At 56.6% G+C, this 14,703-nt stretch carries 16 protein-coding genes; 9 read left to right on the forward strand and 7 right to left on the reverse strand.

The window, feature by feature from the left end:
* Positions 1-13 precede the first annotated feature (13 nt).
* Positions 14-835, reverse strand: coding sequence for an ABC transporter permease (locus tag DXY29_RS06330; RefSeq protein WP_115024314.1), 822 nt, complete (start codon positions 833-835; stop codon positions 14-16).
* 80 nt (positions 836-915) lie between these two features.
* Between DXY29_RS06330 and DXY29_RS06335 the strand changes: the two genes are divergently transcribed.
* Positions 916-2,322, forward strand: a complete 1,407-nt coding sequence (locus tag DXY29_RS06335; RefSeq protein ID WP_115023823.1) for a sensor histidine kinase KdpD — start codon at positions 916-918, stop codon at positions 2,320-2,322.
* On the forward strand, positions 2,319-2,672 hold the full coding sequence (locus tag DXY29_RS06340) for a hypothetical protein (protein WP_115023825.1): 354 nt from the start codon (positions 2,319-2,321) through the stop codon (positions 2,670-2,672). The genes DXY29_RS06335 and DXY29_RS06340 overlap by 4 nt, the downstream gene beginning before the upstream one ends.
* Here the strand turns inward: DXY29_RS06340 and DXY29_RS06345 are convergent.
* The 4 genes from DXY29_RS06345 to DXY29_RS06360 are packed head-to-tail and all read right to left on the reverse strand — an operon-like array spanning position 2,669 to position 4,556.
* Positions 2,669-3,214, reverse strand: coding sequence for a prepilin-type N-terminal cleavage/methylation domain-containing protein (locus DXY29_RS06345; protein WP_115023826.1), 546 nt, complete (start codon positions 3,212-3,214; stop codon positions 2,669-2,671). The two genes, DXY29_RS06340 and DXY29_RS06345, sit on opposite strands and share 4 nt — an antisense overlap.
* Entirely contained in the window at positions 3,207-3,734 is a 528-nt protein-coding gene (locus DXY29_RS06350) for a Tfp pilus assembly protein FimT/FimU (RefSeq protein ID WP_115024315.1), read from the reverse strand. Before DXY29_RS06350 ends, DXY29_RS06345 begins: the two co-directional genes overlap by 8 nt.
* 4 nt (positions 3,735-3,738) lie before the next feature.
* Positions 3,739-4,146 (reverse strand): type II secretion system protein, encoded by a 408-nt coding sequence (locus DXY29_RS06355; RefSeq protein ID WP_115023828.1) that lies wholly within the window; start codon positions 4,144-4,146, stop codon positions 3,739-3,741.
* Positions 4,143-4,556, reverse strand: coding sequence for a hypothetical protein (locus tag DXY29_RS06360; RefSeq protein ID WP_115023829.1), 414 nt, complete (start codon positions 4,554-4,556; stop codon positions 4,143-4,145). Before DXY29_RS06360 ends, DXY29_RS06355 begins: the two co-directional genes overlap by 4 nt.
* 75 nt (positions 4,557-4,631) lie before the next feature.
* Between DXY29_RS06360 and DXY29_RS06365 the strand changes: the two genes are divergently transcribed.
* Entirely contained in the window at positions 4,632-5,345 is a 714-nt protein-coding gene (locus DXY29_RS06365; protein WP_115023831.1) for a response regulator transcription factor, read from the forward strand.
* Here DXY29_RS06365 and DXY29_RS06370 read toward each other — a convergent pair.
* Positions 5,314-6,603, reverse strand: coding sequence for a sensor histidine kinase KdpD (locus tag DXY29_RS06370; RefSeq protein WP_115023832.1), 1,290 nt, complete (start codon positions 6,601-6,603; stop codon positions 5,314-5,316). The genes DXY29_RS06365 and DXY29_RS06370 overlap by 32 nt on opposite strands.
* 76 nt (positions 6,604-6,679) lie before the next feature.
* Between DXY29_RS06370 and DXY29_RS13880 the strand changes: the two genes are divergently transcribed.
* From DXY29_RS13880 to DXY29_RS06400, 6 genes are all read left to right on the forward strand, one after another.
* Positions 6,680-7,246 carry a type IV pilin protein gene (locus tag DXY29_RS13880; RefSeq protein ID WP_305791055.1) on the forward strand — a complete coding sequence of 189 codons (567 nt, stop codon included), beginning with the start codon at positions 6,680-6,682 and terminating at the stop codon, positions 7,244-7,246.
* Between the two features lie 338 nt (positions 7,247-7,584).
* On the forward strand, positions 7,585-8,061 hold the full coding sequence (locus DXY29_RS06380; protein WP_115023834.1) for a type IV pilin protein: 477 nt from the start codon (positions 7,585-7,587) through the stop codon (positions 8,059-8,061).
* Positions 8,062-9,768 carry a hypothetical protein gene (locus tag DXY29_RS06385; RefSeq protein ID WP_115023835.1) on the forward strand — a complete coding sequence of 569 codons (1,707 nt, stop codon included), beginning with the start codon at positions 8,062-8,064 and terminating at the stop codon, positions 9,766-9,768. It begins immediately after the preceding gene.
* 155 nt (positions 9,769-9,923) lie between these two features.
* Positions 9,924-10,358 (forward strand): hypothetical protein, encoded by a 435-nt coding sequence (locus tag DXY29_RS06390; protein ID WP_115023837.1) that lies wholly within the window; start codon positions 9,924-9,926, stop codon positions 10,356-10,358.
* The gene (locus tag DXY29_RS06395; protein ID WP_244279331.1) at positions 10,355-11,002 is read left to right on the forward strand and encodes a Tfp pilus assembly protein FimT/FimU; all 648 of its coding nucleotides are present in this window, start codon (positions 10,355-10,357) and stop codon (positions 11,000-11,002) included. The genes DXY29_RS06390 and DXY29_RS06395 overlap by 4 nt, the downstream gene beginning before the upstream one ends.
* Positions 11,003-11,094: 92 nt before the next feature.
* Complete coding sequence (locus DXY29_RS06400; RefSeq protein WP_244279332.1) at positions 11,095-12,786, forward strand: VWA domain-containing protein; 1,692 nt, start codon at positions 11,095-11,097, stop codon at positions 12,784-12,786.
* A 24-nt stretch (positions 12,787-12,810) separates the two neighbouring features.
* Here the strand turns inward: DXY29_RS06400 and lepA are convergent, their stop codons facing one another.
* Positions 12,811-14,631 carry a translation elongation factor 4 gene (gene lepA / locus DXY29_RS06405; protein WP_115024318.1) on the reverse strand — a complete coding sequence of 607 codons (1,821 nt, stop codon included), beginning with the start codon at positions 14,629-14,631 and terminating at the stop codon, positions 12,811-12,813.
* Positions 14,632-14,703 lie beyond the last annotated feature (72 nt).

Here is a 14,703-nt window from a genome sequence, read left to right on the forward strand (position 1 = left end):
CGTGCCGATGGCATCAGTCTGACGCGGGCCGGGCTTCGCCGCCGCTCACCCAGGCTTCGATGCCTTCGCCAAGGAAGGACAGCCCCAGCACCAGAACAAACATCGCCAGGCCGGGGAACAACGCCGTCCACCACACCCCGGTGGGCACCGCGGCCAACGCCAGGTTGAGATCCCCGCCCCATTCGGGCACGGTCTCCGGCAGGCCGAGGCCGAGAAATCCCAGTCCCCCCAGCACCAGCACCGCATCGGCGGCGTTGAGGGTGAGCAGCACCGGCACGGAGGTGATCACGTTGCGGAACAGATAGCGGCGCAGAATCCAGAGCGGCCCCGCCCCCAGGCTCTGGGCGGCTTCCACAAACAATTCGCTCTTCACCTGGGCGGTTTGGTTGCGCACCACGCGGAAATACTGCGGCACGTAGACCACACAAAGCGCAGCCGCGGCATTGGGAATGCCCTTGCCCAGCAGAAACGCCAACACCACCGACAGCAAGAGCACCGGCAGGGTGTAGAGCGTGTCCATCAGCAGCACCATCAGGCGATCGACAGCGCCGCCGAAGTACCCACTCACCATGCCCAGGGGCACTCCCACCAGCAGGGCCAGACCCACCGCCAGAAGCACCACCTGAAGCGCCACACCGCTACCGGCCATGGTGCGCACACACACATCCCGGCCCAACCGGTCGGTACCGCACCAATGGGTCCAGCTGGGCCCGGAATAGATCGGATTCTCCAGGCCGGCGTTGGCATCCGGCAGGATCCCAGCAGCCACCAGCAAGGGCGTGATCAACGCCACCAACAGGTAGATCCCCACGATCACCAGGCCCCAACGGGCCATGCGGGTGGAGAGGCTGCGGGTCACGGGCTAGTTGGCCTCAGGCAGATGCATTGTCTCCCGAACCGCGGAAGAATGAAGCCATGGCGTCCCGCTACCGCTGGAGACAACGGCTGCTCGGCAGCCTCCAAGGCCAGCTGCAGCTGGCCACCTATCTCGTGGTCTTTCTGGGATTCACCGGGGCGTCCTCGGTGGGCCTGTTAATCGGTCAGCGCAATCTGCTGGCCAACGACCGGCAACTGGCCCTCCAGAGCATCGATCTCTGCGACAAAGCCATCAGTGGTCTGCAGAGCGACCCAGCACGGCTTGAACAGGAGTTGCTGTTTCACTCCAGCGTGAACACCACCCTTTGGATCGAACGCAACAACGGAACCCTGGTGCGACCCCGCATCCACCAATCCCTTTCGGACGCCGCGATCCAAACCGCGATGGCGTCCAACCCTGGCCGTGCGCCCGGGCTGCAGCGCACGATCGACATCAACAATCAACGATTGCTGACGGAACTGATCAAACAGTTGCCTGATGGCTCACGTCTCTGGATGGCTCAGAGCGTGAGCAGCAATCTCCAGGCGCTCAACAACTACCTGGGCTTGATGATCATGGTCTGGGGCAGCTGCCTGGCCATCACCCTGCTCAGCGTGAGCTGGGTGGTGCGGCGAGTGGTTCAGCCGCTCGACCAGCTCAATGCCGCCACCTCCCAACTCACGGCTGACACCTTGGCCAACGCGACCTTGCAGCTGGGTGAGGGCCCGATCGAGGTGATGCAGCTGAGCCGCACCTACAACAGCCTGTTGGAACGGCTGGCCCAGTCCTGGAGTCATCAACGCCAGTTCGTGAGCGCCGTGAGCCATGAACTGCGTACGCCCCTCACCATCGTGCAGGGCTATCTGCATCGCACGATCAAACGAGGCGACAATCTCAGTCCCAGCCAGGTGAAAGGACTGCAGACCGCCGAGGAGGAAAGCATCCGAATGCGACGGCTGCTGGACGATCTGCTGGACCTCTCCCGCGGCGACTCCGGCCGCTTGGCCATCGCCAATGAACCAGTGCGCCTCGCCGACCAACTGGAACAGGTGGCGGATCTGGCCCGCAACACCTTGAGCCGCCCCCTGCTGCTGGAGCTTCCTGAGGATCCAGCGGCCCGGGATGCCATGGCCCAGGCCGATCCACCCCGGCTGAGGCAAGTGTTGCTGGATCTGATCGAGAACGCCGACAAGTATTCCCCGAACGAGAGTCCGATCCGCCTGGTGCTGCGGCACAGCGGTAGCACGTCCTTGATCGACGTGATCGATCAAGGCATCGGCATCCCTGAGTCCGAGCAGAACACGGTGTTTGAGCGTTTTCAGCGCGGCAGCAACGCACCGGCCAAAACAGGCTCCGGCTTAGGTCTATCTGTTGTGAAGCTGCTGGTGGAGGGCATGGGCGGCAGGATTGAACTGCAAAGCCGCCTTGGCGAGGGCAGCTGCTTCACCGTGATCCTGCCGTCATGATTCCGTTTCTGGTGTTCTGTTCGCTGCTGATCCCGGTGAACCTCTGGGCAGCCATCACCCCGCACATGCACAGCGATGTATCGATGCGCATCCTGCATGGGGTCTGCACCGTGGTGTTGCTGCCACTGCTTTGGACGCTGTGGGATCAACGGCGGCTGCTGCAGCCTCTGCCTGCGCTGGTGTTGGCCATCTTTGCAACGGTGATGGTGGTGGTGAACAGCTGGATCACCGCCATGGGGATGGGCGTGGAGTTCGGCTGGTTGGACCACCTCTTCCTGGCGCTCTCTGAAGTGGCGTTGACCGTGTTCTTCCTGATGGCACCGGAGCCGAAGCCGATCCCTGAGCCCTAGCCGACGCCCTGGGAACGGACCCGGCCTCCATGGCGAGTGCGTTGTTCCAACTCCATCTGCAGCACCGGCAGCCCCGACGGCTGATGGAGTGCAAAGCGATCCACAGCATCCAAGACCACACGGTTCTGATAGTGGCTGCCGCTTCGGATCCCGCCGTGGAGATCAAAGGCAGGCCCGCAGCGCATCAACACATCACCGCGCCAGATGGCCGATGGCGCGGGTCCAAGGCTGTACACAACAGGGTCCGAGCCGTTCCGTGGCGTGATGGCGAGTTTGGGTTGCCGACCGGCCAAAGCACAGGGCCAATGTTCTGAAGCATCAGGGTCGACCCGCCAACTGGAGCCCCGCGCCAGATCACTTTTCACCAACTCCAGCGTGCGCCGTTGCCATTGCTTCAGCTGCATACGCTTGGCCAGCGAGCCTCCCTGGCGGGTTTCGGCGACCAAGAGCTGAAACGCCACGCCGCAAAGCAGGCACCCCAACAGAGCCGCCAGCATCAACTCCACCAGGGTGAAGCCTTGTGCAGCGCGGGGCTTACGCATCGCTGGGTTGGCAGAGGGAACTGCTCAGGGAGCCGCCGGGATCGCCTCGATAAACACCGCTGCGGCTGATGCCCAGGGGCAAGCCGATCACCAGGCATAGAGCCTGAGCCTGGCCGGGATGGGACAACACCACCAGGCCTCCATCGAGCACCAAGCCATTGGTGCTGAAGCGAACGGCGTCAGGAAGGTTGCTGCGCAGCTCCAACGCTCCTGCACCGCTCTCCGCCAAGGGCGTCACTCCGACCCGACACGCAGGCAGATCGCCCGTCAGCGGTGCCATCCAACCAGTCGCGCTGAGCTGCAGGGCACAGGGGTGGTGGTCCCGTTCGGCGGCCATCCGGCCTCGGTCGAGCCCCACCCGCAAGCGGCGCAGGCCACTCTCCAATTCCAAGCGCCGTTGCACGGCACTGGAGCTGGGAATCGCCAAGGTCGCCAAAATCCCCAGCAGCGCCACCACCAGCAGACACTCCACCAAGCTGAAGCCATTGGGCCGAGTGCTCCTCGACCCGTCAGAGCGCATCAGATCACAGGGCATCGTTGGCCTCCCGGGGGCAATGCCCCAGCCCCGCTGGGGTGAACAACTGACTCCGCTTGAACGGGATGGAAGCTTCAGAGGCCGTCAGCTCGATGACGAGCCAGAGGCCATCCCCTGAGGGTTGAAACTGCCATGACGCCTCGAGGTCGGCGTCTTTGGGCAAGCCCTCCAGAACCCCGACCACAGCCTCGGGATCCCAACGGCAATCCACAGCAGCAAAGGGAGCACTGGTCAAAGCACGCCGACTGGCCAGGAGCCGTTGCTCCAGCAACCGCACCTGCTGATCGGTGCGGGCCGATGTGGAGGCGGCCTGGCTGGTGCGCGACCAGCCCTGAAGGGACACCTGGCTGCTGATCCCCAGGATCACCGCGGAGACGACAACTTCCGCGAGCGTCATTGCAGCAGCTTCAAATCGAGCCGGCTCTTAGAGCCGTCACTCCAATGCAGTTGCAGCGTTCCAGCCATCGCGCCGTGGGGTTGCCACTCCCGCAGTTGCCAATCGCGATCAGCAACGCGGCCCGATTGAAGCAGCCCAGGGTTCATCCCAGGGCAACGCTCTGAACCCTCCCACTCCGAGGAGGGCAAGGCCAACAAGCAGGCATGGTCACCAACAGCGTGCTGTTGAAAGGCCATCGCGACCGACCGCTCGGCATCACGGGTCTGGGCGATGGCCAGCGCCTGACGGCTGCGCTGGCGCGCGTGCAGAGCGAGGGTCTGCAACGACAAACTGCTCAGCAGCAGCAGTGCCGAAGTGGTGAGCGCTAGGGGCAAGGCAAACCCCCGCTGCTGTGGATCGGGCAATCGCATCCAACATCAACCAACACTGGATGAAGCATTCCCCGCAGGTGGGCCGACTTAGCCTGAAGTGGTTGCATCCAGCCCGTGAGCCCGGAGCCGAACCGGCTGCTGATCGTCGATGACGACCCGGAACTGCTGCGGTTCCTGATCGACGAACTCAGCAGCGCCGGCCATCAGTGCATCGGCTGCGACACCGGCCAGGACGCTCTGCTGCGTTGGCGCCAGGAACAGTTCGATCTGGTGGTGCTGGATTGGACGCTGCCGGACTTCTCGGGAGTGGAGCTCTGCCGCCGGCTGCGCAGCAGCGGCAACACCACACCGGTGTTGATGCTCACCGCCCGCGACGATGTGGACGAGCGGGTTCAGTCCCTCGATGCGGGGGTGGACGACTACCTGACCAAGCCGTTCAACCTCAAGGAACTGCACGCCAGGGTGCGGGCCCGGCTGCGCCGTGGCGGCTACGAACAGGAGGCACGAGGAGAGGCCAGCGGCATTGCCCTCGGAGATCTGCTGCTGGATCCGATCGAACGCCGCGTGGAGCGGGGCGAGCGCAGCATTGCTCTCTCCCAGCGGGAATTTGAGCTGTTGCTGTTCCTGGTGAGAAATGCGGATGCTGTGCAATCGCGCCAAACGATTCTGGATGCCGTGTGGGGTGCGCCGTTCGTTGGCGACCCCAACACCCTCGACGTCTACATGGGCTACCTGCGCAAGAAGGTGGAAGTCAAAGGGACTGCGCAGTTGCTCCACACGGTGCGCGGCGTGGGCTTCATGGCGCGGGTGGGCGATCCGAAATCCTGAAGCGCAACTGCAGATCGGCTCCACCGCCCGGAGCATCGCCAATCAGCAGCTCGCCCTGCATCGCTCGCATTAAGTCGTTCACGATCGCCAGGCCCAGGCCACTGCCCTGGATGCCACTGGCTGTGCTCCCGCGGGCAAAGCGTTCCAACACCTGATCGCGTTCTGCGACGGGAATGCCGGGCCCTTGATCACGCACATGCAGAGTGACGCCATTGGGGGATGCCGAGACCCCCAACTGCACCGAACCCTCGGAGTAGCGCAGGGCGTTGTCCACCAAGGCGGCCAGGCATTGGTGCACCCGATCGGCATCAGCGCGGATACAGGGCAGATCTCCTTCCACAGACGGTGCCAATTGCAGACGCTCCGGCGCCAGACCCTGCAGGCGTTCGAACGCTTGCAACAGCAACGCCTCGGGATCGAGATCGTCCACAGCCAAGGCGAGTCGCCCGGCATCGACGCGGGCAAAGTCGAGCATCACCGCGATCAGTTCACCCAGCCGTTTGGCTTCAGCAGCGATCAACGCCACTGCCGCTGGTGAGTTCTGCGAGGGCGCAGCCTGAAGACGCTGGGCATGGCTGGAGATCACGGTGATCGGCGTGCGCAGTTCATGGGCGACCCCATCAACGAAGCGACGTTCGCGCTGCCATGCCGCCGCCAAGCGGGCTTGCAGCTGATTGAAAGCTTGGACAATCGGCTGCAATTCGCGTGACTGTCCCAAGGGATCTAAAGATCGTTGACCAAGCGAGTCGGCGCTCATAGAGGAGAGCTCATCAGCCAGCAACTGCAAAGGCTTGATAAGACCACGCCACAGCACCAAACGGAACAACAACGACACAAGCAAGAGAGACCCACCCCCTGCGGCAATCAGAAGGAGTTGATCCCGGCGTTGGGCTTGGATCGACGCCGTGACGTTCTGGCGCACCTCCAACACCGCGTGGCTGACACCAAGAGCAGGAAGTGTGCTTCTACTGGTCAACCAGTAGGTCTCGTCAATCCGACGCAACGTCGGAGATTGATCGGGAACATCATCAGGGACCAAAGCCGCTTGTACACCGAAGGCATGGGGCAGAGGCAACGAAAGTGCACCAGTGCCTAAATCCCTGCGAATCTGATCCACCAACCGCTGGTGGCGATCCGACCGTTCAGCATCCGCCAAGAAGGAACCAAAAGCGAAGAGCGCTGCATATCCCGCCACGACCGCCAGCAATGACGTGGATTGCAACCAGAGACGCAGGGACGGAAGAGAGCGGAGCGCCACGTATCTGAGAGAAAACCTAAGAGCGTTCTTAGAGAAGCTTTAGCCAGAACTTCTTTGCAGGCCAACAAGACAAGTCATGGTTGTCATGTCGGCACCAACGGTGCACATCAACAACCAAAATCCATTAACGATGACTTCCCTCAATTCCAAGCTGCAGCTGGCAATGCTCAACCGAAAGAAGAGCCGCAACCCACTCGAAAAGGGCTTCACGCTGGTGGAGCTGATGATCGTGATTGTGATTGTTGGCGTTCTTTCAGCCGTTGCACTGCCAAATTTCCTGGGGCAAACCAATAAAGCCAAAGGCACAGAAGCCCGTTCTCAAATCTCAAGCATCATCAAAGGTGCAGCGGCGTCATACCTGGAAGGAGGAGACACCAAGGTCAATACTGATATCACGAATGGCACCGCTGGAAATGGCCCATGCTCACTGTGGGGCGCTCCAGGAGCCACGGTGACAAAATTTGATTACACATGCGTCAATGGAGCTAATGGACTGAAGGTCACCGCAACAGGCAACGCCAATGACACCAACCTGCAGAGTGCAGTGATCGTTCATGATGTTGACCTGTCGACAGGAATTGTCACACCAAACAACACCGAGACGTCTCAAATGTTTGGAGGAGCATTGGCCGATCCTGTCTGAAGATAGAAGACAAAATGCCGCACAAGCCCACCACAAGGTGGGCTTTTTATTGCACAGAAACAACATGATTCAGGGAGAAAGGATCATCAAAACCAGCCCAAAGCGACAGACAAGATCAAGATGCATGCTTCACGCAATGCACATTAACGCAACCGACAAGCCTTCAAAACCATGGCTAACAACAGAAGACTGATCACCCGCAACCAAGGGATTATCAATACCAGGCGAACAACAAAATAAACACTTAATTTTTTTCAGAACCAACCAACCAAAGTCTCAGAGAATCAACAGACAGCAACCAAAAACAAATGAGAAGATAGGGGAACTGGAGGGGGCTCATGAAGATTTTACGGAACACAAACAAAAGATCTGCAGGATTCACCCTAATGGAGATGCTCGTAACTGTTTCACTTGTTGGAATTCTCAGCTCAGTGGCTCTACCGAACTATCTCAATCAAATGAACCGAACAAGGCAAAATGAAGCAGCTTCAACAATCTCCCAGATCCAAACCACCATCGCAGCCTATGCCGATGAATTTGGACTCTTACCAACAAGCTGGGCTGAACTCAACGACACCAGCGCAGTCATGACAGACAATGGACCAGCGACAGCGAATAACTTTGAGACCATCACTCTTGCTGGCGGGTATTACAACGTGACCATTTCAAATACTGACAACCTCTTCACCATCACAGCCACACGCTCTGAAACCCCCAATCTCAACATCATTGCCTGCGTGAATCTCAGCAATGGCGCCAGTAGCATCAATCAAGGTACACAAGCCGCCGCCGCGACAGCCCCAAACTGCGGATAAATGAAATTCACACCCCACGCATACAAACAGCATTCACCACAGAAAATCCCAAAGCAAGAGCAGGGGCTTTCGATGCTGATTGCCTTGATGATGGGATTGGTCTTGATGGCGGGAGTCACCGGATTGCTGCTGCGACAACTGATGGGGCGCAAGCTAGGAGCGTCGGAAAGCTATCAGCAAATGGCCGAAACAGCTGCACTGAATGGATTTAACCGAATCCTGAGTGAACTGAATAACAACGACAACACTGCTTACAAGGGATACCTCTTGACTCTGAACCATCATCAAGGAGATACAGAGATTCCCGGGAGCGAAGAATGGGGATGGAATCCAGCCAACCAAACAAATTTTCCACTTCGGGAACCGTGTACAGATCGGAGCAGGCTACCGGATGCTGCACCAGCCAACAGTGAGACGAGCAATCGTCCTTACGTGGAATTAACAGAACGAACAACCAGCCAACGTGAGGACGGAAAAGGCAATATTCAATTGCAGTATCGATTGAGGGGATACACAACCACGGCAACAGCGACCAACAATGGAACAGGCGAGGGACGGTTCCAAATCGAAGGCCTTGTCGTACGCGCGGGTGATGCTGCCGGTACGGGCTACCTTGCAAGAACCCTTTTACTACGTTCTCTGTATGTGAATTCGATTGTTGCGGGAGAAGGTGATTGGGCTGTATTGGCAGGACAAACACTGTCACTAGGTGATACCAAAATTCTTCAAAACAGTGGCCAAACAGGCGAAGGAAAAGTATTGCTGAATGTGAGTACAACCAATCAATACAGCACGAGTACTGGCTGTTCGTCGTCCAATCTCCTGGACGATGTCAATGCAAGCCTGACCAACAACAATCTTGAAGGCAAAATCGTGCCGATCATGGGACAAGGATTGCCTACATCAATTTTATGGAATCAAGGCTTCACCCAGGACAAAGTGGTTGGTTCCAGCGAGGTCAGAGTTTGGAGCTTTGATGACTCAGGAGGCTTGGACGAATGCGGAGGTATCGCTTGCAGTCGCGATGTCAACAGCGCAACGGCAAGCAACCGAAATGATCTTGAAGAGGATGCAGGTTCTGTGATTCGATTAAGTTTCGATGAACTCTGTGAAGGCACTGGGGCTGATTGCCACATCTATGTGGAGCACATCAACCTCACTAAAAGTCGTCTGCTGATCGAAACGAGTGCTGACCGCCCTGTTGTCTTGCATCTGGAGTATCCCAACACCTCCACCACTGCCCCCTCGCAATCCGGCATTACAGGAAGCATTAATCTTGAAAGTGGCTCACAAATCTGTGGAGTCAATGTTGGCAGTAGCACCTGCAATGGGAAACCTGAACAGCTCGTCATCCTCTCGTCTACTCCGAAACCAACAAGCATCCGCAGCTGCGCAGCAACACCACAAAATGAACGTTACGTTCTGGACTTTGATGGCAACAGCCTTCCCCATGCGACTGTGCATCTAATCCCAGGCATCGTGAAGACTGGAAGCAGCACTACGCAGCTGAATGGGCTCATCTGGGCCGACGTAATCTGTACCGATGCGGGCCCCTTTTCCTTGATTACTGACACCTCTGGAGGAAGAAGTGTTGTACGTGATCTAAATGAACAGTGGAACTGGGAAAGCCAGAATTTTCCAGGATACGGACAAATGGTAACCCGCGGAGTACGTGGAACCGGCCTGGATACATTCCGACGTTGGTAAGCCAAAACTCACTCATCACTCAGAATACAGGGAAGAAAATCATTTAGAAAAGAAGGGAGGCAGTTTGTTGTTGTTATTAGCCATGCCATAGCGTGATCAACAAGAAGCGCTATCGACGCCACAATCGATCCAGACAGAAACCGAATGGGTTTTCAATGGTCGAGGTGCTGATTGCAGGGCTTCTCCTGGCGTCTGCCTTAGCAGCCGTAAGCAGGATCTCTGTTGCAGCATTGAGTGGCAGTGCTCGATTATCAGATCGAGCAAGAATCGAAGCAGCCATCAACGACAATATTCAAACCATGCAGAAAGAAGATTCCTACTATACCGATAGCTTTATTGTCCAACAAGGAGGAGATGAAGCATTCCAAAATGCCTGCTCCAATCCGCCAGAAGCACTCAGCCAACACCTCCAAGCGGTTGCACCTCAACCACGCGAGACATCGATCCAACGGACATTTGATGTGAGCTCGGTGTCCGGAATTTTACGAATTATTTATAGCTTCGATGGCCCAGAACAACAGATAAAAACAGAAAAAAGAATAATTGAAATGTCTCCAAACTTTGCCGCCAAATGCTACAGCACAACATGACAAAAACAGAAAACGGCTTTTCGCTACTCGAAATGCTTGTGGGAATAGCAATTATTACAATCGGCTTATCAGCCACAATTCCCTCTTATATGCGGAACATGCGCCAGGGAGAAGTAGATCGCTACACCCAACAATTGGAGGCAGGATTTTTCGGACTTAGAGCTAAGCTTGGTCGACAGAAGACCAGTTGCACGTTGAAATTCGACCAGAATGGACTGGATAATTTTGTTGCTCCAACTGACTTGGTAGAAATGCAAAAATACCCTGGGCGAATTGAATGCTGCAACAGTGATATTGAAGCAGCAGGCCAAGCCAGCGGGTGTGCCAATGGGCCGGAAATTGGTGCATTACTAGCACAAGGCCAACCAGCAGAAGAACAACCCAAAATCATCCGCGAGCGATCCTTACGCCTCCTCGACCAAGAAGGAACACCAGAATCGCAAGCGGTGGAGGTGGCTGTGAATCTCCGTCGCTATGAGCTCACGCCTCCGGGAACGAGCACGATGTCGGATGACCTGATTTTTCTAATCCGATCGACCAACACCCAGGGACAACGACTGCGCACACGCTGCCTGCAAATATCAGGAACTGGAACTGTCATCCGCGCCAGTTGGGACGCTTCATCATCAAGGTGCGAGAAATAAAAATCTCACCCACTCCTCATAACATCATCATCCCAAACTCATATCATCAACTTCAAAAACAACGATAGTAAAAGGATCAAGCTATACGGGTCATGAAATCAAGAACCTTGCTTGCCCATATCCCTCAAAAACCAGAGAAAAATGGCTTTGCAGGCATGAGTGAATTGGTGATTGCTGCAGGGGTCGGAACACTCTTAATCATGGCCTCTGGGGTAGCACTGCAATCCACTGGAACACTTATTAAGCAGTCCGAAGAAAAAACAACACTCCGTCAAAACTCAACCAATGGCCTGCGATTACTACGTTCAGAAGTTGAACGAAGCATGCACCTTGTGATCAACAAGACAGAAGCCTTTACAGAAGAGCAAGCCCATATCAATCTAAGCGACAGTCGGTATACATCACTGCTAGATGAATGCAATCAGTTGGCTGGGGCCCGACCCTTCAAACCGCTTTTCGGAGTGAAAATGGTCGAGCTCAATAAACCCGTTTTATACGGCATGAGTTTGAGATCAGGTGGTTACACCATTGAGCGATGCGGAGCACCACTGGATCCGGATGGAAAATACAACGAAACGGCGAATGTTTTCCTTTCTCGCGTCCTGGAAGACATCGGCGCCATTCCCTGCCGCAAGGAAAGCGAACTCAATGAAGGTGAAAGCCTGGCCACCGTGTGTGAAGAGGATGGTCCGACTAGGGCTGAGATTCTGAACAGCACGGATTTCACCTTCACGGCAGGCAAAACACCAAGCCGAACGGAGCGTCAACCCGGACTACGCATTGAAACCGACACCAACTACAAATTGGTGAAATTCATTGACCCGACGGAAACTGGCGAGGGTCAAAATGAAGATACCATCACCGAAAGCTTCATCAACAAGCTCGGCGTTGGTGACAAGCAAGTGACCTACCAACCGCTTTATTTCACCGCCTTCGCACGTGCCGACAAACGCGTTGACAACTTCGGGGAAGGAGACCAAGGAGGGCCTCTTAACGGTGCTTTCTTCCAAAACATTGCGAGCAGCAATGTTCGCTTTGTGCTCGACGGATCAGGCTCCATGAGTGCCTGTGTGATGTGGGGCGATGGCTACGGGGCCTGGAGAACCTTCTACGATCCAAACAAGAAGAGATATCGCGATACTCGAAAAATTTGCGCACTGACAAGAATGGAGGCTCTTATCAGTGAGATGACAATGATCCTAGAACAATTGCCAGACAACACGAATATCGGGATCGCAGCTTTTAGCTCTGGCAGCTACCAAAACAATAAAGAGTGGGCAGAATCGTCCGACGGTTTGGTTCGCCTAGGCGACGCCGGCAAACGTGATTCAGCCTTGGCATTTGTGAACAGTCTTGATGCAGGAAAAGTCAGCAGATGGGGAGGAACAGACCCGTGGTTATCCATTGAAAATGTCTTCAACGACAAACAAACCGATACCCTTTATCTACTCACCGACGGCGAACCCGATCAAGACCCTGATGGTGGAGACTGGAAGAACAACGATCATGAGCCCACGGCCATTAAATACGCTGAATTCAACAACAACAGAAGTTACGGAGGCAAGGATCAACCGCTGATCGTTAACACCACATCAGTGGATTTAAAATCCAACTGGCTGATGAAGCTTTCAGAATTAACACGCGGTACTTATCTGGAAGTCGGGAAAGACAACAACGGCCATGGAAATAATCTCGGAGATTGTGACCCAAGCAATCCAAGCGCGAACTTCGATCACTGCAACGACGCAGACGACATTGAACTCAACGGAGGCCAAACGCCTTGAGCCTCTGCCCAACAAACGTCAGCCTCAGCTCCCCCCACCATCATTTAGCTTCAGCACCGCCATGAAGGCCTCCTGGGGCACATCGACCTTGCCCATCGCCTTCATCCGTTTCTTGCCCTTGGCCTGCTTCTTCAGCAGTTTCTTCTTCCGAGAGATATCGCCGCCGTAGCACTTGGCGAGCACATCCTTACGGATGGCGCTGATGCTGGTGGAAGCAATGATTCGGCTGCCGATCGAAGCCTGAATCGGAATCTTGAACTGCTGGCGGGGGATCAGTTCCTTGAGTTTCTCCACCAGCGCTTTGCCCACGTTGTAGGCCTTGTCTTGGTGAACGATCGTGGTGAGGGCATCGGCCCGATCTCCGTTAATCAGCACATCAAGGCGCACCAGCTGGTTCTTGCGGTAGCCAATCAGGCTGTATTCCATTGAGGCATAGCCCTGGGTGCGCGTCTTCATCTGATCGAAGAAGTCGGTCACCACTTCCGCTAGCGGCAATTCGTAGATCAACGTCACCCGATCGGTGGTGATGTACTTCATATCGATGTATTCACCACGCCGTTCCTGGCAGAGGCCCATCAGCGCGCCGTTGTATTCATTCGGTGCATAGATCTCCATCTTCACGTAGGGCTCTTCGATCGACTCACGCTTTTGCGGATCGGGAAGCGTGGCGGGGTTGTCCACCATCACCTCGGAACCATCGATCATGTTCACCTTGTAGATCACCGATGGCGCGGTGACGATCAGATCGAGGTCGTATTCGCGCTCAAGCCGCTCCTGCACGATCTCCATATGGAGCAGGCCCAGGAAGCCGCAGCGGAAACCAAAGCCCATGGCACTGCTGGTTTCCGGCTCGTACTTCAACGCCGCATCAGACAGCTGCAGTTTGTCGAGGGCATCGCGCAGATCGGGGTACTGATCAGCCTCAGTGGGGAACAGGCCGCAGAACACCATCGGCTTGGCCTCGGTGTAACCGGGCAAGGGCTCATCTGCCGGTGCATTCACCAGGGTGATCGTGTCGCCCACACGGGCATCAGCCACAGCCTTGATGGACGCCGCCAGGTAGCCCACCTCACCGGCATGGAGCTCATCCACCTTCTTCTGATCCGGCGCCATGATCCCGATCTCATCGAGCTCATAGGTCTTCTTGCTGGCCATCAACAGCACTTTGTCTTTGCAGTTGATCCGGCCACTCATCACCCGGAAGTAGACGATCACGCCCCGGTAGGGGTCGTAATAGGAGTCGAAAATCAGGGCCTTGGTGGGTTCCTCCACCGCATCCTTCGGCGGGGGCACCCGGTCCACCACCGCCTGCAGGATCTCGGGCACACCCATGCCCGTCTTGGCCGAGCAGGGGATGGCGTTGCTGCAATCGAGGCCGATGATCGCCTCGACTTCCTCCTTGATCCGATCCGGATCCGCACCGGGCAGGTCGATCTTGTTGAGCACCGGGATGATCTCGAGATCGTTGTCCAGCGCCAGATACACGTTGGCCAGGGTCTGAGCTTCCACGCCCTGGCTGGCATCCACCACCAACAAGGCCCCTTCACAGGCCTGAAGGCTGCGGCTCACCTCATAGGAGAAGTCAACGTGCCCAGGGGTGTCGATCAGGTTGAGGACGTACTCCTCCCCATCGGCCGCCGTGTAGTTCATCCGGGCGGCCTGGAGCTTGATCGTGATCCCCCGCTCCCGTTCCAGATCCATGTTGTCCAGGAACTGGTCCTGCATGTCCCGGTTGGCCACGGTGCCCGTGTCCTGCAGCAAGCGGTCGGCCAGGGTCGACTTGCCGTGGTCGATGTGGGCAATGATGCAGAAGTTGCGGATCCGTGAGACGGGGGCGTCGGTCATGCAGCGGCGGAATCCCGTCTCGGGTCCAGAGATCGTCGTTGTCACAATCCTAAGGAGTGGCGATCAATAGAA

This window comes from Synechococcus sp. UW69, assembly GCF_900474185.1.
Classification (GTDB): domain Bacteria; phylum Cyanobacteriota; class Cyanobacteriia; order PCC-6307; family Cyanobiaceae; genus Parasynechococcus.

Excerpts from the sequence above, each read along its gene's own strand:
- DXY29_RS06345 (WP_115023826.1), bottom strand. The coding sequence starts at position 3,214 with ATGCGTAAGCCCCGCGCTGCACAAGGCTTCACCCTGGTGGAGTTGATG.
- DXY29_RS06350 (WP_115024315.1), bottom strand. The coding sequence starts at position 3,734 with ATGCGCTCTGACGGGTCGAGGAGCACTCGGCCCAATGGCTTCAGCTTG.
- DXY29_RS06360 (WP_115023829.1), bottom strand. The coding sequence starts at position 4,556 with ATGCGATTGCCCGATCCACAGCAGCGGGGGTTTGCCTTGCCCCTAGCG.
- DXY29_RS06340 (WP_115023825.1), top strand. The coding sequence starts at position 2,319 with ATGATTCCGTTTCTGGTGTTCTGTTCGCTGCTGATCCCGGTGAACCTC.
- DXY29_RS06385 (WP_115023835.1), top strand. The coding sequence starts at position 8,062 with ATGAAATTCACACCCCACGCATACAAACAGCATTCACCACAGAAAATC.
- DXY29_RS06395 (WP_244279331.1), top strand. The coding sequence starts at position 10,355 with ATGACAAAAACAGAAAACGGCTTTTCGCTACTCGAAATGCTTGTGGGA.
- DXY29_RS06390 (WP_115023837.1), top strand. The coding sequence starts at position 9,924 with ATGGTCGAGGTGCTGATTGCAGGGCTTCTCCTGGCGTCTGCCTTAGCA.
- DXY29_RS06335 (WP_115023823.1), top strand. The coding sequence starts at position 916 with ATGGCGTCCCGCTACCGCTGGAGACAACGGCTGCTCGGCAGCCTCCAA.
- DXY29_RS13880 (WP_305791055.1), top strand. The coding sequence starts at position 6,680 with ATGGTTGTCATGTCGGCACCAACGGTGCACATCAACAACCAAAATCCA.
- DXY29_RS06330 (WP_115024314.1), bottom strand. The coding sequence starts at position 835 with ATGGCCCGTTGGGGCCTGGTGATCGTGGGGATCTACCTGTTGGTGGCG.
- lepA (WP_115024318.1), bottom strand. The coding sequence starts at position 14,631 with ATGACCGACGCCCCCGTCTCACGGATCCGCAACTTCTGCATCATTGCC.
- DXY29_RS06400 (WP_244279332.1), top strand. The coding sequence starts at position 11,095 with ATGAAATCAAGAACCTTGCTTGCCCATATCCCTCAAAAACCAGAGAAA.
- DXY29_RS06380 (WP_115023834.1), top strand. The coding sequence starts at position 7,585 with ATGAAGATTTTACGGAACACAAACAAAAGATCTGCAGGATTCACCCTA.
- DXY29_RS06355 (WP_115023828.1), bottom strand. The coding sequence starts at position 4,146 with ATGACGCTCGCGGAAGTTGTCGTCTCCGCGGTGATCCTGGGGATCAGC.